Origin of the sequence: Brevundimonas sp. S1H14 (genome assembly GCF_047716865.1) — a bacterium.
In the GTDB taxonomy this organism is placed as follows: Bacteria; Pseudomonadota; Alphaproteobacteria; order Caulobacterales; family Caulobacteraceae; genus Brevundimonas; species Brevundimonas naejangsanensis.
Map to the genome: position 1 here is coordinate 619,127 of NZ_CP136679.1, position 20,332 is coordinate 639,458.

A 20,332-nucleotide genomic window follows, 5' to 3' on the forward strand; every position below is an offset into this window, starting at 1 on the left:
TTCGCAGGCTGCCTTCTCCCCCGAAGAGAGAAGGAAGGGCGTTGCCGTTTCTCATCTCACGTTCCACTTCCTGCCCGTGCGCGACAGCAGCACGTCCGCCGCCTCCGGCCCCCAGCTTCCTGCTCCATAGTCCAGAGGCCGACACGTGCGGCACGACCAGGCGTCCGCCACCTCATCCACCCATTTCCAGGCCTGCTCGGCCTCGTCTCGCCGTACAAACAGGGTGGAGTCGCCATGCAGGGCGTCCAGCAGCAGCCGCTCATAGGCGATGCGGCGACGCGGAGCCGCGCCGTCCTTCCCGTTCGTGTTTTTTGGCTGCCCCCACGACAGACTCATCTGGATCGGCTGAAGCTGCATCCGCTGCTCCAGCCCCGGCTTCTTGTTCATCACCGACAGGGAGATGTCCTCGTCCGGCTGCAGCTCGATCACCAGCCGGTTGTCATAGATGTCCCCGCGCTCTCCGTGGCCGAAGATGGAGTGGGGCACCGGCTTGAACTGGATGACGATCTCGGTGCGCTTTTCGGCCAGCCGCTTGCCGGTCCGCATGAAAAAGGGCACGCCCGCCCAGCGCCAGTTGTCGATATCGGCGCGGATGGCGACGAAGGTCTCCGTGTCCGACGGCTGGCCGCGTTCGGTTTCATAGCTCTCGACCGCTCTGCCCTCGACCTCTCCGCTCGTATACTGGCCGCGTACGGTCACGCGCTCGGAGTCCTCAGCCATGACGGGGCGCAGCGAGCGCAGCACCTTCACCTTCTCATTGCGCACCGAGTCGGGGTCCAGGTCGCTGGGCGGCTCCATCGCCACCAGACACAACAGCTGCAGCATATGGTTCTGCACCATGTCCCGCAGGGCGCCGTATTCGTCGTAATAGGGCCAGCGATCGCCGACGCCGACCGTCTCTCCGACCGTGATCTGCACATGGTCGATGGTCAGATTGTTCCACAAAGGCTCGAATATGGCGTTGCCGAAGCGCAGGGCGATCAGGTTCTGCACCGTCTCCTTGCCCAGGTAGTGGTCGATGCGGAACACCTGCCGCTCGTCAAAGGCGTGGGCCACGGCGTCGTCGATTTCGCGGAAGCTCTCCAGATCGCGCCCGACCGGCTTTTCCAGCACGATGCGGTCGTCGGGACCGGCCAGACCGGCCGCCTTCATCGCCGTGACGATGCGGCCGTACAGCGACGGCGACACCGCCAGAAAGGCTGTGATCGCGCCCTCGCCAGCGCGGGCCTTCAACGGCTTCAGACTCTCGGCGTCGGTGGCGTCTACGGCCATGTATTCCAGCCGCCCAGTCAATCGCCGCCAGCTGTCTTCGCTCCAGGCGCCGTCAGCTTCGGCGCGGGGCTGCACCGCCTCGCGCACCTTCTCCAGATAGGCCTCCGTCGTCTCTTCGGTGCGCGCGGCGGCGATGATCTTCAGCCCGTCCGGCAGAAGGCCGTCGTGATCAAGGAAATACAGCGACGGCAGCAGCATCCGCATGGCGAGGTCGCCCCCGCCTCCGAACAGTATCAGCGCCGCCATTCAGGTCTCCTTCGCTTAAGGCCGACCCGCACGGCGGGCCGTCAGCCTTGATCTTCAGCCGGTTCCGCCCGCTGGGCCAGAACGTCCAGCACGTCCTGGAACACCATGTCACGGGCGTGCAGAAGCACCAGCAGGTGATAGATCAAATCCGCCGCCTCGCTGGCGAGTTCCGCATTATCTCCCGCCGCCCCGGCCAGAGCCGTCTCGACGCCCTCTTCGCCCACCTTCTGGGCCGCGCGTTTGGGCCCCTGCGCCATCAGCCGTGCGGTCCAGCTGTTGTTGGGATCGGCCTGAGCCCGGACATGAATGGTGCGCTCCAGCCGCCCGATGCGGCCCAGCCCCGGCGCGTCCTCGTCGCCGAAACAGCTGATGCGGTTCAGGTGGCAGGCGTTGCCGACCGGACGCACCTTCACCACCACGGCGTCGCCGTCGCAGTCGGGCGTCACCGAGACGACGTTGAGAAAGTCCCCTGACGTCTCGCCCTTCCTCCACCGCCCGCCGCGCGAGCGCGAGAAGAAGGTGGCCTGTCCGCTGTCCAGCGTCTCGCGCAGAGCCGCTTCGTCCATATAGGCCAGCGTCAGCACCTGCAGCGTGTCGGCGTCCTGCACCACGGCCGGGATCAGGCCGCCGCCCTTGGCGAAGTCGATCTCCATCATCCTTCTCCCCTCGAGGGAGAAGCGGAAGATGAGGCAGGCAGCCCCCTCATCCGTCTCGCTGCGCGAGCCACCTTCTCCCCCAAGGGGAGAAGGGCGTTGAACGTCTTCATATCCTGACCTCCACGCCCTGCTGATCCAGATAACGCTTCAACTCCGGCACAGCGATCGCGCCCGAGTGAAACACGCTGGCCGCCAGCGCGCCCGACACGTCCGCCTGCACGAACACCTCGCGGAAATGCTCCACCGCCCCCGCCCCGCCGGACGCCACCAGCGGAATGGTCAGCCGTCTGCGCGCCTCGGCCAGCTGGCCCACGTCATACCCTTTGCGCACCCCGTCCTGATCGATGCAGTTCAGCACGATCTCGCCCGCGCCCAGCCCCTGCGCCTCGACGATCCACTCCATCGTCAGCCGCCCGGCGCCGCGCCGCGCATTGGGATCGCCGGTATACTGATGCACCCGCCATTCGCCGTCCTGAAAGGCGCTGTCGACGCCGACGACGACGCACTGGCGCCCCAGCCGCGCAGCCATCTCGCCGATCAGTTCGGGCCGCTCCAGCGCGGGCGAGTTGATCGACACCTTGTCCGCGCCGTGGTCGAGACAGCGCGCCGCCTGTTCCACGGTGCGGATGCCGCCCGCCACGCAGAAGGGAATGTCCAGCAGGCGGGCGATATCCTGCACCCAGCCGTAGTCCAGCGTGCGTCCTTCAGGGCTGGCGGTGATGTCGTAGAAGACCAGTTCGTCGGCGCCCTGATCGCGATAGCGCGCGGCCAGCTCGGCGGCGTCGCCCATGTCGACGTGCCCCTCGAACCGCACGCCCTTGACCACCCGGCCGTCCTTGACGTCTAGGCAGGGGATGATGCGTCTCGCGGTCATTGAGACACCGCCTTCAGCGCTTCGACCACGGTGAACCGCCCCTCATAGATGGCCCGCCCGACGATGGCGCCGTCGCAGCCGATGGCCCGCGCGGCGGTCAGGTCGTCCAGCGTCGCCACCCCGCCCGAGGCCTGTATCTTCAGCTCGGGCCGCCGCGCCCGCGCCTCGCCCAGCAGGTCGAGGTTCGGCCCGGTCAGGGCGCCGTCGCGACCCACATCGGTCATCAGCACATGGGTCAGCAGGTCGGACGGATAGCGGTCCAGCACGCTCCACAGACCAACGCCCGCCGACTGGGTCCAGCCCTTCAGCGCCGGGACCGGAACCCCATCCTCATACTTTACGTCCAGCGCCAGGGTGATGCGCTCGGACCCGAAACGGTCCAGCCAGGCCAGCACCTCGTCCGACTTCGTCACGGCCAGCGACCCCACCACGACGCGGCTGACGCCGGCCGCCAGCAGACGCTCGATATCCTCTTCAGAGCGCACGCCGCCGCCCGACTGGATTTTCACCGCGACGCTGGTCGCCAGTTCTCCGATCAGGCCGTGCTGCATGGCGCGTCCGGCCTCGGCGCCATCAAGATCGACGACGTGAACCCATTGGGCGCCCTCTGCCGCAAAGGCGGCCAGACGTGCGGGCGGAGACTCGTCATAACGGGTCACCTGATCGAACCGCCCGTGCATCAGCCGCACGCAGACGCCGTCCTTCAGGTCGATGGCGGGATAGACGATCACGCGGGCAACTCCAGGAAGTTCTTCAGAATACGCGCCCCGGCGGCCGCCGAACGTTCCGGGTGGAACTGGCAACCCCAGCGGTTGGCGCTGTTGACTACGGCGGGGACAGCGATGCCGTAATCGGCGGCGGCGAGGGTCGCCGGGCCGTCCGGGCAGACAAAGCCGTGGACGAAATAGGCCCAGTCGCCGGACTGGACGCCGTCCAGCAGCGGATTGTCGCGCCGGATCGTCAGGCGGCTCCAGCCCATGTGCGGCGAGGGGCGCGACGGGGCGGGCAGGATGGCCTCGACCCGGCCGGGGATCAGACCCAGCAGGTCGGCGCCCCCGTTCTCGGCGTCCTCGTCTTCCGCACTCGTCTCGAACAGCAACTGCTGGCCCAGACAGACGCCCAGCAAGGGGCGCGGGAAGCGCCGCAGCGGCTCGATCAGGCCCAGCGTCTTCAGCCGCTGCATGGCGTAGCCGGCTGCGCCGACGCCGGGCAGGATAATCCGCTCGGCCTCGGCCACATCGGTCGGGTCGTCGGTGATCCGCACCCGCGCGCCCAGCCGCTCCAGCGCGAACCGCACCGAGGCGACATTGCCCGAGCCGTAACCGATCAGGGTGACGTTCACAGCACGCCCTTGGTGCTGGGCACTACATCGCCTTCGACGCGGATCGCCTGACGCAGGGCGCGGCCCAGCGCCTTGAACACGGCCTCGGTCTTGTGGTGGTCGTCGTCGCCGGTGATGCGGACGTGGATCGCTGCGCCCAGGTTTTCGGCCAGAGACCGCACGACGTGCGCTGTCAGATCGGTGCGGTAATCGCCCAGCATCGGCGTGGCGAACGTCCCTTCGAACACCGGATAGGGCCGCCCCGACAGGTCGATGGAGACCGACGCCTCGGCCTCGTCCATCGGCAGGACGAAGCCGTAGCGGCCGATGCCGCGCCGCTCGCCCAGCGCCTGTTTCAACGCCTGACCCAGCGCAATGGCGCAGTCCTCGATCGTGTGGTGCGGGTCGATGTGCAGGTCGCCCTCGCACGACAGGCGGATCGAGAATCCGCCGTGCGCGGCCACCTGTTCGATCATGTGGTCGAAGAAGCCGACGCCGGTTTCGATCTTCACCGGCCCGGCGCTGTCCAGATCGACGGCGCAGACGATGCGCGTTTCCTTCGTGTCGCGGATGGCCTGACCGACGCGGCTGCGACGGACGCCGGGGCTGGCGGCGCCGAGCGCGGCCAACAGGCGATCGTTGACCTCGGGCTTCAGCGAGACGGGCAGGCGCAGCCGCTCGCCCGCCGGATCGGCGCTCAATCCATAGCGGCGCAGGGCCTCCACCGCGCCGGTCAGATCAGACGGCTTGGTGATGATCACCGGCCCGACCCCGGCCTCCAGCGCCATGATGCGCGACAGGGCCTCGGCGACACGGACGCGCTCGCGGCGCACGGCGTCGATACGCGCCGCCGTCTCGATCATCCGCGACGGGTCCAGCGCTTGCATCGCCAGCCGCACCGAGACCTCGGGCAGGGCCCAGGGCTCCAGCACGTCCGCCAGCCGGGCGAGCGTCTGCGCCTGTGCGGCTGCGGCCCCGACCCGCGCCCCGGCCAGCCCATAGGCCAGCGACAGGCTGCGCAGCACGATCAGATTGGCGTGATCCTTCACCACGGCGGCAGCGGACGGCGTCTCGGCGAACTCGACCAGCCCTTCATCCACGACCAGCAGGGCGGGAGCGACGCGCTCGGCCATCTCGGCCACGGCCTCGGGCGAGCCGAGGGCGCGGATGATTACAGCGGCGGTGTCGGCGTCGTCGGCCGGGCGGGCGTAGAGGGCGGCCAGTTGCGTATAGGGTTCGGCATCGGGCGCCTGCACCTTCTGACCGTCGCGCGCGGCCAGACGCCAGACCAACTCCAGCCCGTGCGTCAGCCCGCGCGTCGGCAGCACCTGATCTGCGCCGACGCCGTAAAGTGCGGCCATGCGGGCCGCCAGCGCGGCAGGCTCGACCGGATAGCGATCCAGACCATCGCCGCCTGAAACCAGCGGAGGATAGGGGGCGGGCAGCGTCATGATCCTTCTCCCCTCGTGGGAGAAGGCAGCCTGCGCAGCGAGACGGATGAGGGGGCAGTGTCCACACACGCGACGGAGGAGGGCGAAGCCGGCACACCCCTCATCCGAGCGCCTCCGGCGCCCACCTTCTCCCTCAAGGGGAGAAGGAAGCGATCGTTGCTCATCCCGCGCTCCTCAGATCGGCGGCTCTGGCGTGGGCCTCCAGCCCTTCCAGTCGGGCCAGTGCGGCGGCGACGGGGGCGAGGGCGGCGGCGCCCTGCTTGCTGACGGTCTGCACCGACATGGTGGTCATGAAGCTGGCGGTGGTGACGCCTCCCATCGTCCGCGCCGCGCCGTCGGTGGGCAGGACATGGCTCGGCCCCGCCGCATAGTCGCCCAGCGTTTCCGCCGCCCAGCGCCCGACGAAGACGGCGCCCGCCGCGCCGATCTGTTCGACCAGTTTTTCGGCTTCCTGCGTCTGGATCGACAGGTGTTCGGGGCCATAGAGGTTGGCGACCTCGCACGCCTCGGTCCTGTCGCGCACGCGGATGGCGCGGGTCTCGGCCAATGACGCGCGGGCGATGGCGGCGCGGGGCAGACGCTCCAGCTGGCGCTCGACCTCAGCGATGATCTCGCTCAGGGCCGTGCCGCTGTCGGAGACGAGGATGACCTGCGCATCGGCGTCATGCTCGGCCTGGCTGAGCAGGTCGGCGGCGACGATCTTGAAGTCGGCGTCGCGGTCGGCGATGACCAGCAGTTCCGACGGTCCCGCAGGCAGGTCGCAGGCCGGGCCGCAGGGCAGGGCAGCGGCATAGCGCTTGGCCTCGGCCACATAGGCGTTACCGGGACCGAACAGCTTGTCGACCGGCGCGATGACGCCGTCTTCCAGTTCGACGCCGAAGGTCAGGGCGGCGATGGCCTGCGCCCCGCCCAGCAGCCACAACTCGTCCAGTCCCGCCTCGGCGGCGGCGGCGATCATGGCCGGGTGGACCGAGCCGTCCTTCGACGGCGGCGTCACGGCGACGCGCCGCCCGACCCCGGCCACGTCCGCCGGTATGGCCAGCATCAGCAGCGATGAGAACAATGGCGCCGTCCCGCCCGGAACATAGAGGCCCGCCGAGCCGATGGGCCGCCAGACCAGCTTCGACCTCACGCCGGGCGTCGTCTCGATGAAGGGCGTGTCCTCGGGTTTCGTCGCCTGATGGAAGACGCGCACATTGTCGGCGGCGACCCGCAGGGCGCGGGCGGCGGCGGGCGGCAGGTCGCGACGCGCCTTGGTCGCAGCGGCCTCGGTGATTTCGATGCGGCGCGGCGGGGCGCCGTCCAGACGGGTCGCCCAGTCGCTCACGGCCTCGCCGCCGCGCGCCTGCACGTCGTCGAAGATTTCGCGCACCACGCTGGAGACGAAGCCCTCGGTGCGACGCTGCGGGCGGGCCAAAGCGGCTTTGCGCCCGGCGGCGTCCAGTTGGTTCCAGTCGATACGCTTCATCACATCATCTTCTCGATGGGCAGGACCAGTATGGCCGACGCCCCTTCGGCCTTCAGTTTCTCCAGCGTCTCCCAGAAGACCGCCTCCTGACACACGGCGTGGACGGCCACGGCGTCGTCGCGACCCGACAGGGGCATGACGGTCGGCGACCCCGCGCCGGGCAACAGGGCGGTGATCCGGTCCAGCGCCGCGCGCGGCGCGTTCAGCATCACGTATTTGGCCCCCTGCGACGACACCACGCCCGCCATCCGCTCGACGATGGAGTCCAGCAGGTGCTGCAGACCCGCTTCGGGCGCGGTCGGCGCCTTGATCAGCACCGCCTGACTGTCCAGCACCGTCTCGCGCGCGCTCAGGCCGTTGGCCTCCAGCGTGGCCCCGGTCGAGACCAGATCGCAGATGGCGGCGGCCAGCTTCAGCCGCGGGGCCACCTCGACCGCGCCGCGCATGGTGACGATGTCGGCGTCCACCCCCGCCTCATCCAGAAAGCGCCGCAGGATCTTGGGGTATGAGGTGGCGATCCGCAGGCCCTGCAGCGACGTCGGCCCGGCGTAATCCAGCCCCGGCGGCGTCGCGATCTTCAGCGTGCATCGACCGAAGCCCAGAGGCATGACGACCTCTGCGTTCGGCCCGCCGTTCTTCACCTCTTCCAACACATTCTCGCCGACGATGCCCAGATCACAGACCCCGTCCGCCACGAAGGTCGGGATGTCGTCGTCGCGCACCCGCAGCAGGTCGATCGGATAGTTCTCGATCCGATACAGCAGGTCGTTGTTGCCCTTGACCACGCGCAGGCCCGCATCGCGGACCAGATCGAGGCTTCGTTCGGCCAGGCGGCCGGATTTCTGGACGGCGATGCGCAGCCGCCCCTGAACCGTGCTCATGATGTCAACTCAGGCTTTCAGTCTGTCCAGCACCAGCCGATAACCCTGGTGCGGCATGTCCTTCAGGGAGCGCGCGACGCGCACCACGGTGGTCGGGCTAGCCGGGGCCTCGGCGGCGATCTCGCGATAGGTTCTGTCCCCGGCGTCCAGCATCCGCGCCACCTGCCACCGCTCGGCCATGGCGCGCAGCTCGGCCGGGGTGCATAGGTCGGCCAGAAACGCGTCCGCCTCCTCCCGCGTTTTCAGCGAGAGCAGGGCGTCCAGCAGGGCGGTCTTGGCGGCGTCGGTGCTCATGGCGCGTTCCATTATGCTGTAACAATGGAACGGTCAACCCGCCGAGTTGACGTCACCTCTTTTTCCTCCCCATTCCATGGGGAGGAAAAAGTTGACGACCACTCGCTAGTCGAGCCTCGCCGCTCTATCTGTCCGCCATGAGCAAGGTTCTGATCATCGGCGCGGGACACGCGGGGGGCTCGGCGGCGGCGCTGCTGAGGCAGTATGGGTTTGAGGACGAGATCGTCCTGGCGGGGCAGGAGACGGTGCCGCCCTATCAGCGACCGCCCCTGTCCAAGGCCTGGCTGAAAGGCGAGGCGGGTCTGGAAGACCTGTTGCTGCGCCCCGAGAGCTTCTACGCCGAGCAGAATATCGCGCTGCGCACCGGCGTCACGGCGACCGCCATCGACGCAGGCGCCAAGACCGTGACCTTCGCAGATGGGGCGGTCGAAACATACGACACGCTGATCCTCGCCACCGGCTCGACAGCGCGCAAACTGACGCTTCCCGGCGCCGACCGGCCCGACCTGCTGGAGCTTCGCACCCTTGAGGACGCCGAACGGCTGAAGGCGGTTCTGGCTCCGGGCAAGCGGCTGGCGGTGGTCGGCGGCGGCTATGTCGGGCTGGAGGCGGCGGCCTCGGCCCGCGCCCTCGGCGCCGAGGCGGTGGTGATCGAGCGTATGGACCGGGTGCTGGCCCGCGTGGCCTCTCAGCCCCTGTCGGCCTTCTTCACCGACCTGCATAAAAAGCACGGCGTCGAGATCCTGACCGGCGTCGAGGTCGCGGGGTTCGAGGATGCGGGCGTGCGGCTGGCGGACGGGACGCTGATCGCGGCCGACGCGGTGCTGGTCGGCGTCGGCGCCTTCGCCTGCGAGGCTCTGGCGCATACGGCGGGACTGGTGTGCGAAAATGGCGTGGTGGTGGACGAGACGGCCCGCACCCGCGACCCGCACATCTACGCCATCGGCGATGTGACGCGGCGGCCGATCCCGGTCCATGGCGGCGTCATGCACCGGCTGGAGAGCGTGCCCAACGCCCTTGAACAGGCCAAGCAGGCGGCCTCGGCCATCGTCGGCCGAGCGGCCCCGGCGCCGGAGGTCCCCTGGTTCTGGTCTGACCAGTACGACGTCAAGCTGCAGATCGCGGGCGTGCCCTTCGACGCAGACCGCCAACTGGTGCGCGGCGATCCGGCCAGCGGCGCCTTCTCGGTCTTCCATCTGGCGGGAGAGCGCATCGTGGCGGTGGAGGCGGTCAACGCCCCGGCCGACTTCATGGGCGGGCGCCTGCTAATCAGCAAAGGGGCGCCGGTCGACGACGTTCTGCTGGCCGACCCTGCGGTCTCGATCAAGGCGGTGGCCAGGCCTCAGACGTGACCTGCGTGTGACATTGAAGTCGCAAGTGCGATTTAGTCGCAGGAGTCAGATTGTCGCACCCCGAAATGGTGCTAATGCGAGCCGGTCTCAATCATAGATCGGTTCCTCCCCCATGTCCGACGCTCGCCCCGACGCTCGCCCTGACACTCGCTCCGCCGCCCTCAAGGCGCTCCTGTTCGCGTCCAGCGCTGCCGGCATGCTGTGCGCCGCGCCCGCGATGGCGGCGGCCGCTGACGAAGCCGCGCCTGCCGATGGCGTGATCAGCCAGGACGCCACCCACCTGGGCACGGTGGACGTGAACGGCCATCGCGTGAAGCGCGAGCCGAAGGACCCGCAGTTCGTCGCCCCCCTGGTCGACACGCCGCGCGCCGTGACCGTGATCCCGCAGCAGATCATCGAACAGACGGCGGCCACCTCGCTGCAGGACATCCTGCGCACCTCGCCGGGCATCACCTTCGGCGCGGGCGAGGGCGGCCAGCCCCTGGCCGACCGGCCCTTCATCCGGGGTCAGGCCTCGGGCAACAACATCTTCGTCGACGGGGTGCGCGACACCGGCGGCCAGCAGCGCGAGGTCTTCAACCTGGAGCAGGTCGAGGTCATCAAGGGCGCCGATTCCGTCTACTCGGGCCGGGGCTCGGGCGGCGGCAGCATCAATCTGTCATCCAAGGCGCCGCGCCTGACCAACTTCGTCAACGGCTCGGCCGGGGCCGGTACGGACGATTATCTGCGCGGCACGGTGGACGCCAACTGGCAGGTCGGGCCGACCGCCGCCATGCGCCTGAACCTCATGGCCTCGCAAGGCGACGTGCCGGGCCGCAACGGCGCCGACTTCGACAAGTGGGGCGTCGGCGCCGCGATCGCCGTGGGTCTGGGCGCGCCGACGACCGTCACCGCCAGCTACTACCATCTCGACAGCAATCAACTGCCTGACTACGGCGTCCCGCTCTACACCAAGCTGGGCGGGGCGACCGCGCCGCGTCCTGACGCCTCGGGCGTGCTGGACGTGCCCTACGACAGCTTCTACGGCCTGAAGGCGCGCGACTATCTGAACAATACGGTCGACAGCCTGACGCTGGAGATCGAGCACCGGTTCAGCGACAATCTGGCCCTGCGCAACGTCACCCGCTACTCGCAGACGCTGAATGATTACGTTGTCACCAACCCCGGCGACGGTGGAAACGCCCAGTTGATCGACGGCGTCTGGTGGATGAAGCGGGGCCTAAAGTCGCGCTGGAATCCGGCCGAGACCCTGGCCAACGTCACCGACCTGCACGGCGCCTTCCTGACCGGTTCGATCAAGCACGACTTCGACGTCGGCGTCGAGCTGTCGCGCGAGAAGAACCAGAACGCCTCCTACACGGTCACGACCCTGACCGGCACGGCTTGCCCGGCGCCGCTGACGGGGCTGGACTGCACCCAGGTCTATGCACCCAATCCGAACGACCCGTGGACGGGCACGAAGACGCGCGGTCTGGTCAGCCGGGCCGACACCGATTCCATCGGCGTCTACGCCTTTGACGCCATTCACCTGAGCGACCGGCTGATCCTGAACCTGGGTCTGCGCTGGGACGACTATTCGGTTGAAGGGCTGAACGCCTCGGGCACGGTGACGGCTCCGGTCTATAGCCCCACGCGCGGCGACTGGGACTTCGTCAACTATCAGGTCGGCCTAGTGTACAAGCCGACGGCGAACAGCAGCATCTACGCCTCCTTCTCGACCGCCTCGACGCCGCCGACCATCTCGGCCGGGGATCAGAATACGGGCACGACCAACGGCAGCGCCAACTTCGTCGCCACCGTTCTCGACCCTGAGGAAACCGAGAGCTTCGAGATCGGCGCCAAGGCCAATCTGTTCGGCGATCGTCTGGCGCTCAGCGGCGCCCTGTTCCACCTGACCCGCAAGAACGCCGCCATTCTGGTGGCGCCGGACCGCTATGAGCAGGCGGGCGAGGCCAGGGTGCAGGGTCTGGAACTGGGCGTGTCGGGCAACATCACCGACAAGTGGCAGATGTTCGGCGGCTACACCTGGATGGACTCCGAACTGGTGCGCGGCGCCTATAACAGCATCAATCTGGGCGACGCCCTGGCCAATACGCCCGAGCACAGCGCCAGCCTGTTCACCACCTATCGCCTCCTGCCGAAACTGAGCCTGGGCGGCGGCGTCTACTACGTGTCCAAATCCTGGGGCGGCAATCAGGGCGGGGCCGGCGGTGGCGGCAATCGCGTCTATGCGCCCGAATACACCCGGTTCGACCTGTTCGCCTCCTACGATATCAACGAGCGCGCCTCGCTGCAGCTGAACGTCCAGAACGCCGGGGATGAGGACTACATCATCCGCACCAACGGCGTGCACCACGCCGACGTCGCCCCGGCGCGTCAGGCCATCCTGACGCTGAACGTCCGCTACTAAGAGGCCGCGTTTCGCGCCATCATGTCGGCCCCGCGCTTTCGCCAGCAGCGGGGCCGATGCGTTTCCAGACGGTGAGAGAACCATGCTGCTGCACATCCCCGAAGTCTTCACCAAGGCCGAGGTGAAGGCGCTGCGTCAGACGCTGGACGCCGGTCCCTGGGCCGACGGCAACATGACCTCGGGCCATCAGTCGGCGACGGCCAAGCGCAATCAGCAACTGCCCGAGGACAGCGCCCCGGCGCGCGAGGTGTCGGCTCTGGTGGTCCAGGCGCTGAACGCCAATCCGATGTTCGTCTCGGCCGCCCTGCCGCACACGATCTTTCCGCCCCTGTTCAACCGCTATGAGGGCGGCGGCGAGTTCGGCACGCACGTCGACAACGCCATCCGCCAGCGCGAGGGCCATCGCATCCGCAGCGACCTGTCAGCCACCCTCTTCCTGTCCGAGCCCGAGGACTATGACGGCGGCGAACTGATCATCGAGGAGATGTACGGCGCCCAGTCGATCAAGCTGCCGGCGGGCGATCTGGTCCTCTACCCGTCCAAGAGCCTGCACCGGGTGACGCCCGTCACGGGCGGCGCCCGCGTCTCCAGCTTCATGTGGCTGCAGAGCCTGATCCGCGACGACGCCGATCGCGAGACCCTGTTCCGCCTCGACGTGGCGATCCAGCGCGTCAACCTCGACAAGGGGCCCAAGGATGCGGCCGTGATCGAACTGACCGGCGTCTATCACAACCTTCTGCGCCGCTGGTCCGAGGTGTGACGCCTCGGCGCGCTCAGGCCGCCTGCGCCGCCTCGCCGCGCGACAGTACAAGCCGTATCGCGTTCAGCAGGGCCTCGGGCTGGATCGGCTTCTGCGCCACCCCGTCCATCCCCGCCGCCAGGTAGACGACCTCGTCGCGCGGATCGGCGTTGGCCGTCAGCGCCAGAATGGGCAGGGCGGCGGCCGGGCCGGGCAGGGCGCGGATCGCCCGCGTCGCCGCCACCCCGTCCATCACCGGCATCTTCACATCCATCAGGATCAGATCGAAGGGCGCGGCTGCCGCGCGATCGACCGCCTGACGGCCGTTCTCGGCGGTCTCGTGGGTGCAGCCGAACAGCTCCAGCACCTTGCCCGCGACGAAGCGGTTGGCGGCGTGGTCGTCCACCACCAGCACATGCAGGGTGTCATGGAAGGTCGGCGCCGCCTGACGGTCCTCATCGCGGCGGCCGTCGGCCTGCGCCAGCGGCAGGCGCAGGTCGAAGCAGAAGCGCGCCCCGCCCTGAGGCGAACGCTCGACCGCCAGCACCCCCTCCATCCGTTCGACGATCTGACGGCAGATGGCCAGGCCGAGGCCCGCGCCCGCGCCCTGCCGTCCCGCCTCGCCGGTGTTGAACGGCTCGAAGATGGCGCGCGCCGCCTCGTCGCTGACGCCGGGGCCGCTGTCGTCGACGGTCGCGGACAGCCGCACCTGTCCGTCCTGCAGCGCCGTCGCCAGCCGCACCCGCACCACGCCCGCCTCGGTGAACTTCAGGGCGTTGCCGATCAGATTGTTCAATAGCTGTTTGAGCCGCATCTCATCGCCGACGACCCATCGCGCGGCCGTCAGCTCCGCCTCGACCTGCAGTTCCAGCGCCTTCTCCTCGGCGCGCGGGCTCCACAGGGCCGACAGGTCCGCCGCCACCGACTGCAGGTCCAGCGGCGCGGGCTCCAGCGTCAGCATCCCGGCCTCGGCCCGCGACATGTCCAGCGCATCGGTCAGCAGCCGCAGCAGGCTGGCGCCCGAATCCAGAATGGTGCGCACGTGCGGGCGCAGGGCTTCCTGCGTCAGCTGCCGCTCCATCAGGGCGGCCACCCCCAGCACCCCGTTCAGGGGCGTGCGGATCTCGTGGCTCATCACGGCCAGGAACTCGGACTTGGCGCGGCTGGAGGCGCGGGCCTCCGCCTCGGCGCGGACCAGATTCTGGGCCAGTTCGGCCATGGCCTCCGCGCGGCGTTTGTGGATCGCCACCCCGGCCTGAAGCACGTGCAGCCCTGCGCCCACCCCCACATAGCGGCCGCGCGAGACGACAATGAATCCTTTCAGCAGGGCGCCCAGACCGGCCGCGTCCATCGACTGGAACAGCACGTCGGCTGAGGCGTCCGCCTCCACCACCATCGGCGCCGGGTCCATCAGCGCCGAGACCGGGCGCCGGACATAGAGGGCGCGGCCGAACTCGGCCGCCAGCTTCAGGGTGAAGGCGTTGCGCTCGATCAGGCCGACGGGCCGTCCCTCGGCGTCGGCTACGGCGATGACCAGGGTTTCGGGCTCAGCCTCGAACCGGGCCAGCGCCTCTGCGCCCAGGGCGTCGGGCGCCATCGGCGCCGAGGCGTCCACGAAATCTCCGATCCTGGCCATTTCCTAGCCGTCTCCTGCGTCTTGCCAGAGCAGGGTTAGGTCAGGGCGCTTAACAGGCGCTTTGCCGGAAATGAATGTTTTGCAAGGCTAATTTGACGATTGATCTGATGGCGGACAGTCAGAGGCGCGCCAGCAGTTCCGCCGCAAAGGTCGACAGGCTGTCGTCGCGCGCCCCCATGACCACGACCCGGTCGCCGGGACGGGCCATGTCCACGATGCGGTCGCCGCAGTCGGCGCGGGTCGCCAGCGCCTGGGCCTGACGCCCGGCCGCGCGCACGCCGGCCGCTATGTCCTCGCTGCCGACGCTGCGGTCGGTGGTGCCGCCGTAATAGACCGGCTCGGGCATCAGCAGCACGTCGTCGGGCCGCATCAGCCCGGCGAAGCCCTCGATGAACGCCTGCTGCATCAGCTTCAGCGGGCCGAAGCCGTGCGGCTGGAACAGGATCAGCAACCGTCCGTCAAAGGCGTGCAGGGTCTTAAGGGTGGCGGCGATCTTGTCCGGATTGTGAGCGAAGTCGTCGATGACGGTGACGCCGCCCTGCGTTCCCACCACCTCCAGCCGCCGCCGGATACCGCTGAAGGTCTCCAGCGCCGCGACCGCCTGATCCATGTCGACGCCCAGCGCCCGAACCGCGCCCAGCGCCGCCAGCGCATTGGCGACATTGTGCGCGCCCGGCACGTTCAGCCTCGCCGCCCGCGTCGCCTCGCCGCGCACGCGCAGCTCAAACGTCATGCCGGTCGGCAGGGGCTGAAGGTCGTGCGCCGACAGCTCCGCCTCTTCCTCGCCCAGCGCGAAGGTGATGGCCTTGCCGGCGGGCAGCGTTTGGGCCAGCGCCGCCGTCTCGGGATTGTCGAGGTTCAGCACCGCCGTCGTGGCCCGGCCGACGAAGCCGCCGAATAGCTCGCGCAACTCCTCCATCGACTTGTGGTCCAGCGAGATGTTGGAGACCACGGCGACCGTGGGGTCATAGCGGGCGATGGAGCCGTCGCTCTCGTCCACCTCGGCCACGAACAGGTCTGGTCCGCCGACCAGGGCGCTGGCGAAGGGGTGGTCGGCGTCGGCGAAGTTCTTCATCACCGCGCCGTTGACCACGGTCGGCGCGCGCCCCGCCTGATCGAGAATCCAGGCGACCATGCCGGTGATGGTCGACTTGCCGCTGGTGCCCGCCACGCCGATGGAGGTCGGGGCGGCGTTGAACAGTTCGCTGAGCAACTGGGGCCGGGTCTTGATGACGGCGCCGACGCGCCTGGCTGCGCCGATGTCGGGCACCGTATCCTCGACCGCGCCGGTGGCGACGACGACCTGATCGGCGCTGACCACGCCCGAACCGTCCTGAGGATGCAGGGCGACGCCGTGGGCGCGCAGCCAGTCGAACTTCTCGGGCGTGCGGCCCTGATCCAGCGCCCGATCGGAGCCTGAGATTCGGTTCCCCTGCGCCTGAACGATCATGGCCAGCGGCATCATGCCGGAGCCGCCGACGCCGCAGAAGAAATAGTCTTTGTTCATCGGCTTGATTTCAGAGCTCGAAACCGGGGAATGTCCGGCGGCCTGACTAGCACGTGAGGCGACCGAGGCCACCCCGTCCATGCAGACCAGACCGTTCCGAATCGGCGTCGTCAACGCCAGCTCCCGTCTCGATCCGGCGCGGGGCGAGGCGATCCGGGCGTGGGCGGCGGCGCAGTGGCCGGACGGGGCGGTCGAACTGGTGCTGCACCCGGCCCTCCATGACGTCCACGGTCATTTCGGCGGCGACGACGCCACCCGCGCCCGCGCCTTTGTCGAGACGGCCAACGACCCCGACATCGACGCCGTCTGGTTCGCGCGCGGCGGCTACGGCGCCTGCCGCATCGCCGAGGCGGTGATCCCCGAACTGACGGCCCACGCCTACGCCAAGCGTTATCTCGGCTATTCCGACGCGGGCAGCCTGCTGGCGGCGCTGTATCGCGCGGGCTTTCCCCATGTGGCGCACGGACCGATGGCCTCGGACGGATCGCGTCATGACGCCACGGGCCTGCGCGCGGTGAACTGGCTACGGAGCGGCGACCCGGCCTCGCTGGAGCCCTCCCTGCTGAGCGATCCCCGGCCGGCCGTCGGCTTCAACCTGACCATCCTGAACGAACTGGTCGGCACGGCGATCGAGCCGGATCTGACCGGCCACGTCGTCATGCTGGAAGAGGTGTCCGAGGCCCTCTATCGCGTCGACCGGATGATGTTCCACCTGACAGGCCAGGCCTCGATCCGCCGCGTGGCGGGCATCCGTCTGGGCCGCGTGTCCGACGTGACGGCCAATGACCCCGACTTCGGCCTGACGGCGGAGGAGATCGTGCGTCACTGGTGCGTACGCTCAGGCATTCCCTATCTGGGGCTGGCCGATATCGGTCATGACCGGGACAACAAGGTCGTGCCTTTCGGCTCCCGCGCCTGAGGCCCAGTCTGCCTTTCAGGATCAGCCCCTCAGAATCAGCCCGTCCGGCCGCGCCTCAAAGGCCGACAGACGGCCCAGAAAGCTCATCCCCAGCAGGGCCGCGGGCATGTCGCGGTCGATCACCAGGGCCTCGACGGAGGTCATCTCCACCCCCGCCACCGACAGGGAGGTCAGCAGCACCCGCGCGGCGGGAACCTGGCCCGAGGCGGTGTTCAGCGTATGGCTGAAGTCGTGAGCCTTCAGCCGCACGCCCAGCCGTTCGGCGTCGGCGCGGCTCAGCGTCACCACGCTGGCGCCGGTGTCGACCAGCATCCGCATCGGCCGCCCTTCGACCGTCGCTTCGGCCCAATAGTGGCCGTCGGCCGCGCGCGTCACCGACGGCGCCTCCTTCAGCGCCACGGCGGCGTAGGCCTGAGCCGGGCCTTCCCACCACATCAGGGCGCCGATGCAGGCGCAGCCCGACGCCAGGGCGGCGGCGAAAACGACAGCGGAGCGCGGGTCAAAGCGGATCATGAAGCGGACTATGCCGCCTGGGTCTTCCCATGCGGTGAAGCGACGTGGCGAACGAAAGGTTGACGCCCGACCGCTGATCGCCCCGGCTCACTCGCCCAACAGCCTGGGGTCGATCCGGCTCTTGCGGCCCGGCAGGTCGGCCATGACGGCGGCGCGACCCTCGTCCGTCATCCGGCTCCAGGTCGCGATTTCCTGCAGCGTTCGCAGACAGCCCAGACACAGGCCCGAGGCGCCGTCGACGGTGCAGACCATGACGCAGGGGCTGGCGATGGAGCGGGGCGGGGGGGAGGCGGGGGTGGCGGACATGGTTCGTGACGGTATCGCAACAATGAGTCCGGGAACGGACTATAATTTCTTGACTTTTCGCGCTAGGCGGCTATATTCATCCTCGACGCGAAACGACTGACAGGGTGAGAGTCCCAAAAAGCACGACGTGTCTTCTTTCATCGTTCAACGAAAGGAGACGCCAAAAATGAACGAAAACAAAGAGCGCAATCTCCAGCACGCCATGATGTCCTTCGCCCTGTTCGGCGGGATGCTGGTGAACACGAAGCAGATGAACGGCGCCGCCGACCGCGTGGTCAGCCACCCGTCCAACTTCGTACCCATAACGATCAAACGGCCGCGCGCGTAGTCGCGAGACTGGATGATCCAGCCAGAAGCCCCGGTCAGAACGACCGGGGTTTTTCAATTCCGCCCTTGCCATCGCCGCGCGCCCTGGCCGAAACCCAAGCCTGCATTGTCAAAGAGGGTACGCGGCATGGGTCTGATCGTCGAAGAGCGCAAAGGCGCGGTCATGGTCTGGACGCTGGACCGGCCCGACCAGCTGAACGCCCTGCCGGACCTTGAGGACGGCGAGGCCTTCGCCGCCGCATGCGACGCCGTCAACGCCGACTCCTCGATCCGCTGCGTGGTGATGACCGGGGCCGGACGCGCCTTCTCGGCGGGCGGCGACCTGAAGGCGATGAAGGACCGCCGCGACCTGTTCGAGGGCTCGGGCGCCGCCATCCGCGAACGCTATCGCCGGGTCGTCCACCGCATCGTGCGCGCCCTCTATGGGCTGGAGGTGCCGTTGATCAGCGCGGTCAACGGCCCGGCCATGGGGCTGGGCTGCGACATCGCCGGTCTGGGCGACATCCGCATCGCTTCCGAGCGCGCCAGCTTCGGCGTGCCCTTCATGAAGCTGGGCATTATTCCCGGCGACGGCGGCTCCTGGTTGTTGCCGCGCAACGTGGGCTACGCCCGCGCCGCCGAACTGCTGTTCACCGCCCGCTCGATCGACGCGGCGACGGCCGAGCAGTGGGGCCTGGTCAACCGCGTCGTCCCGCATGAAGCGCTGATGGACGAGGCGATGCAGACGGCGGACCAGATCGGCGCCCAGCCGCCCCAGGCCCTGCGCATGGCCAAGAGCCTGCTGCGTCAGGGCCGGGACATGAATTTCGATCAGATGCTGGAACTGTCCGCCGCCATGCAGGCCCTGGCCCACCTGACCGACGACCACATCGAGGGCGTGAGCGCGGTGCTGGAAAAGCGGGCAGGAGAATTTACGGGAAACTGAGTTCCTCTCTTCCGCTCACCCCGGCGGACGCCGGGGCCCAGTGAGAGCCGCGTGCACCGCGCCTGCCCATTCCGCCTCCGCAAGTGAGGCCAAAACACTGGGTCCCGGCGTCCGCCGGGATGAGCGGGGAGGAGGGCGATCAGCCAACAAAAAAGGGGCCCCGCGCGAGGCCCCTTTTCCGTCTTCATCCCGATCCGCCCTTACGTCCGTGCGGGCGCCTTCATGGCGCGCGTAGCGGGCACGCCGGTCGAGGCGTTGTCGCGCTTGGCGCCCGCCGTCTCGCCCGGCTTCATGAACTTGACCAGCACGCGCTGGCCGATCAGCAGCGGGGCCTCGTCGACGGCGACCACCACCTCGACCACGCGCTCGTCGGTGCGTTGCGACGGGTCGTCCGAGGCCAGTTTGCGGGCGCCGAAGACGGCGGCGCGGCGCAGCACCTTGCCGACATAGACCTTGGACGGATCGCCTTCGGGGGTGATCTCGACGGCCTGATCGACGCTGACGTTGGGGATGTCGGCCTCGACGATCTCGGCGCGGGCGATGCGCGGGGCGGCGGGCTCCAGGTCGAACATGTTCGACACGTTCAGGGTCGAGGCGCCGGCGCCGGGGTTGGCGTAGCGGCGCACGATGCGGCCGTCGGCGGGCGAGCGGATCACCGTCAGCTCGACATTATAGGCGGCCTGATCGCGGCGGGCGCGGGCGGTCTGGACGGCGGCCTGTTGCGAGGCGAGGCGGGCCTGGGCCTGGGCGATGGCGTCGCGGGCCTGATCCATGCGCTGGGCGGCGACGAAGTTGGTCGCGACCAGTTTCTGCAGCCGGTCGTGCTCGCGCTGGGCCGTGGCGATGTCGACGTTGATCATGCGCAGCTGGCTTTCGGCCTGGGCCAGATCGGCGGTCGCCGTCTGCAGCGACAGGCGCGGCTCGTCGTCTTCCTGACGGGCCAGAATCTGACCGGCCTTCACCAGGTCGCCTTCCTGAACCAGGACGTCACGCACCACGCCGCCGCGCCGCGCGGCGATCTGGATGATGCCGCCCTCGATGTCGATCTTGCCGTTGGCGATGGCCGAATAGGGGCTTTCCACCTTCTTCTCGGCCGCCTCGGCCAGCTCGGCCTTCTTGGCGGCGCCGGCCTTCTGCATCAGGCTCAGGCCGATGACGACGGCGACCAGCAGCGCCAGGCCGATCCAGAGCCATTTGTTTTTCAGGAATGCGGGCATGGAGGTCCTCAAGGGGAT

The 20,332-nt window shown here is 68.7% G+C and carries 20 protein-coding genes; 6 read left to right on the forward strand and 14 right to left on the reverse strand.

The window, feature by feature from the left end; genetic code table 11:
- Window positions 1-51: 51 nt before the first annotated feature.
- The 9 genes from zwf to RSD66_RS03020 form a co-directional block, all read right to left on the reverse strand.
- Window positions 52-1,518 carry a glucose-6-phosphate dehydrogenase gene (zwf, locus tag RSD66_RS02980; RefSeq protein WP_415288930.1) on the reverse strand — a complete coding sequence of 489 codons (1,467 nt, stop codon included), beginning with the start codon at window positions 1,516-1,518 and terminating at the stop codon, window positions 52-54.
- 41 nt (window positions 1,519-1,559) lie between these two features.
- On the reverse strand, window positions 1,560-2,174 hold the full coding sequence (gene hisIE, locus RSD66_RS02985) for a bifunctional phosphoribosyl-AMP cyclohydrolase/phosphoribosyl-ATP diphosphatase HisIE (protein ID WP_415288931.1): 615 nt from the start codon (window positions 2,172-2,174) through the stop codon (window positions 1,560-1,562).
- A 106-nt stretch (window positions 2,175-2,280) separates the two neighbouring features.
- On the reverse strand, window positions 2,281-3,048 hold the full coding sequence (gene hisF, locus RSD66_RS02990) for an imidazole glycerol phosphate synthase subunit HisF (RefSeq protein WP_415288932.1): 768 nt from the start codon (window positions 3,046-3,048) through the stop codon (window positions 2,281-2,283).
- Window positions 3,045-3,779 (reverse strand): 1-(5-phosphoribosyl)-5-[(5-phosphoribosylamino)methylideneamino]imidazole-4-carboxamide isomerase, encoded by a 735-nt coding sequence (hisA, locus tag RSD66_RS02995; protein ID WP_415288933.1) that lies wholly within the window; start codon window positions 3,777-3,779, stop codon window positions 3,045-3,047. The genes hisF and hisA overlap by 4 nt, the downstream gene beginning before the upstream one ends.
- Window positions 3,776-4,390: an imidazole glycerol phosphate synthase subunit HisH gene (hisH, locus tag RSD66_RS03000; protein ID WP_415288934.1), complete on the reverse strand. Its 615-nt coding sequence runs from the start codon at window positions 4,388-4,390 to the stop codon at window positions 3,776-3,778. Before hisH ends, hisA begins: the two co-directional genes overlap by 4 nt.
- Window positions 4,387-5,820 carry an imidazoleglycerol-phosphate dehydratase HisB gene (gene hisB, locus RSD66_RS03005; RefSeq protein WP_415288935.1) on the reverse strand — a complete coding sequence of 478 codons (1,434 nt, stop codon included), beginning with the start codon at window positions 5,818-5,820 and terminating at the stop codon, window positions 4,387-4,389. Before hisB ends, hisH begins: the two co-directional genes overlap by 4 nt.
- 160 nt (window positions 5,821-5,980) lie before the next feature.
- Window positions 5,981-7,288: a histidinol dehydrogenase gene (gene hisD / locus RSD66_RS03010; protein WP_415288936.1), complete on the reverse strand. Its 1,308-nt coding sequence runs from the start codon at window positions 7,286-7,288 to the stop codon at window positions 5,981-5,983.
- Complete coding sequence (hisG, locus tag RSD66_RS03015; RefSeq protein ID WP_024353745.1) at window positions 7,288-8,169, reverse strand: ATP phosphoribosyltransferase; 882 nt, start codon at window positions 8,167-8,169, stop codon at window positions 7,288-7,290. The genes hisD and hisG overlap by 1 nt, the downstream gene beginning before the upstream one ends.
- A 9-nt stretch (window positions 8,170-8,178) precedes the next feature.
- Window positions 8,179-8,475 carry a YerC/YecD family TrpR-related protein gene (locus RSD66_RS03020; protein ID WP_134582277.1) on the reverse strand — a complete coding sequence of 99 codons (297 nt, stop codon included), beginning with the start codon at window positions 8,473-8,475 and terminating at the stop codon, window positions 8,179-8,181.
- A gap of 125 nt (window positions 8,476-8,600) precedes the next feature.
- Here RSD66_RS03020 and RSD66_RS03025 point away from each other — a divergent pair, with 125 nt between their 5' ends.
- The 3 genes from RSD66_RS03025 (at window position 8,601) to RSD66_RS03035 (ending at window position 12,985) form a co-directional block, all read left to right on the forward strand.
- The gene (locus RSD66_RS03025) at window positions 8,601-9,815 is read left to right on the forward strand and encodes an NAD(P)/FAD-dependent oxidoreductase (RefSeq protein WP_415288937.1); all 1,215 of its coding nucleotides are present in this window, start codon (window positions 8,601-8,603) and stop codon (window positions 9,813-9,815) included.
- Between the two features lie 112 nt (window positions 9,816-9,927).
- On the forward strand, window positions 9,928-12,225 hold the full coding sequence (locus tag RSD66_RS03030) for a TonB-dependent receptor (RefSeq protein WP_415288938.1): 2,298 nt from the start codon (window positions 9,928-9,930) through the stop codon (window positions 12,223-12,225).
- A gap of 82 nt (window positions 12,226-12,307) precedes the next feature.
- Entirely contained in the window at window positions 12,308-12,985 is a 678-nt protein-coding gene (locus RSD66_RS03035) for a Fe2+-dependent dioxygenase (RefSeq protein WP_415288939.1), read from the forward strand.
- A gap of 13 nt (window positions 12,986-12,998) precedes the next feature.
- On the opposite strand, the gene RSD66_RS03040 is transcribed toward RSD66_RS03035, so the two are convergent.
- Window positions 12,999-14,600: an ATP-binding protein gene (locus RSD66_RS03040; RefSeq protein ID WP_415288940.1), complete on the reverse strand. Its 1,602-nt coding sequence runs from the start codon at window positions 14,598-14,600 to the stop codon at window positions 12,999-13,001.
- 118 nt (window positions 14,601-14,718) lie between these two features.
- A complete protein-coding gene (locus tag RSD66_RS03045; RefSeq protein ID WP_415288941.1) occupies window positions 14,719-16,107 on the reverse strand; it encodes a UDP-N-acetylmuramate--L-alanine ligase in 1,389 nt (462 codons plus the stop codon).
- A 79-nt stretch (window positions 16,108-16,186) separates the two neighbouring features.
- Between RSD66_RS03045 and RSD66_RS03050 the strand changes: the two genes are divergently transcribed.
- Window positions 16,187-17,026 (forward strand): LD-carboxypeptidase, encoded by an 840-nt coding sequence (locus tag RSD66_RS03050; RefSeq protein ID WP_415288942.1) that lies wholly within the window; start codon window positions 16,187-16,189, stop codon window positions 17,024-17,026.
- Between the two features lie 21 nt (window positions 17,027-17,047).
- Here the strand turns inward: RSD66_RS03050 and RSD66_RS03055 are convergent, their stop codons facing one another.
- Together RSD66_RS03055 and RSD66_RS03060 are read right to left on the reverse strand one after the other, a co-directional pair.
- The gene (locus RSD66_RS03055; protein WP_346524329.1) at window positions 17,048-17,539 is read right to left on the reverse strand and encodes a TIGR02281 family clan AA aspartic protease; all 492 of its coding nucleotides are present in this window, start codon (window positions 17,537-17,539) and stop codon (window positions 17,048-17,050) included.
- Window positions 17,540-17,626: 87 nt separating this feature from the next.
- Entirely contained in the window at window positions 17,627-17,845 is a 219-nt protein-coding gene (locus RSD66_RS03060) for a DUF1289 domain-containing protein (protein ID WP_415288943.1), read from the reverse strand.
- A gap of 166 nt (window positions 17,846-18,011) precedes the next feature.
- Between RSD66_RS03060 and RSD66_RS03065 the strand changes: the two genes are divergently transcribed.
- Together RSD66_RS03065 and RSD66_RS03070 are read left to right on the forward strand one after the other, a co-directional pair.
- Window positions 18,012-18,173 (forward strand): hypothetical protein, encoded by a 162-nt coding sequence (locus RSD66_RS03065; protein WP_003167825.1) that lies wholly within the window; start codon window positions 18,012-18,014, stop codon window positions 18,171-18,173.
- Between the two features lie 126 nt (window positions 18,174-18,299).
- On the forward strand, window positions 18,300-19,097 hold the full coding sequence (locus RSD66_RS03070; RefSeq protein ID WP_415288944.1) for a crotonase/enoyl-CoA hydratase family protein: 798 nt from the start codon (window positions 18,300-18,302) through the stop codon (window positions 19,095-19,097).
- Between the two features lie 200 nt (window positions 19,098-19,297).
- Here the strand turns inward: RSD66_RS03070 and RSD66_RS03075 are convergent, their stop codons facing one another.
- A complete protein-coding gene (locus tag RSD66_RS03075) occupies window positions 19,298-20,314 on the reverse strand; it encodes an HlyD family secretion protein (protein WP_024353724.1) in 1,017 nt (338 codons plus the stop codon).
- Window positions 20,315-20,332: the final 18 nt, after the last annotated feature.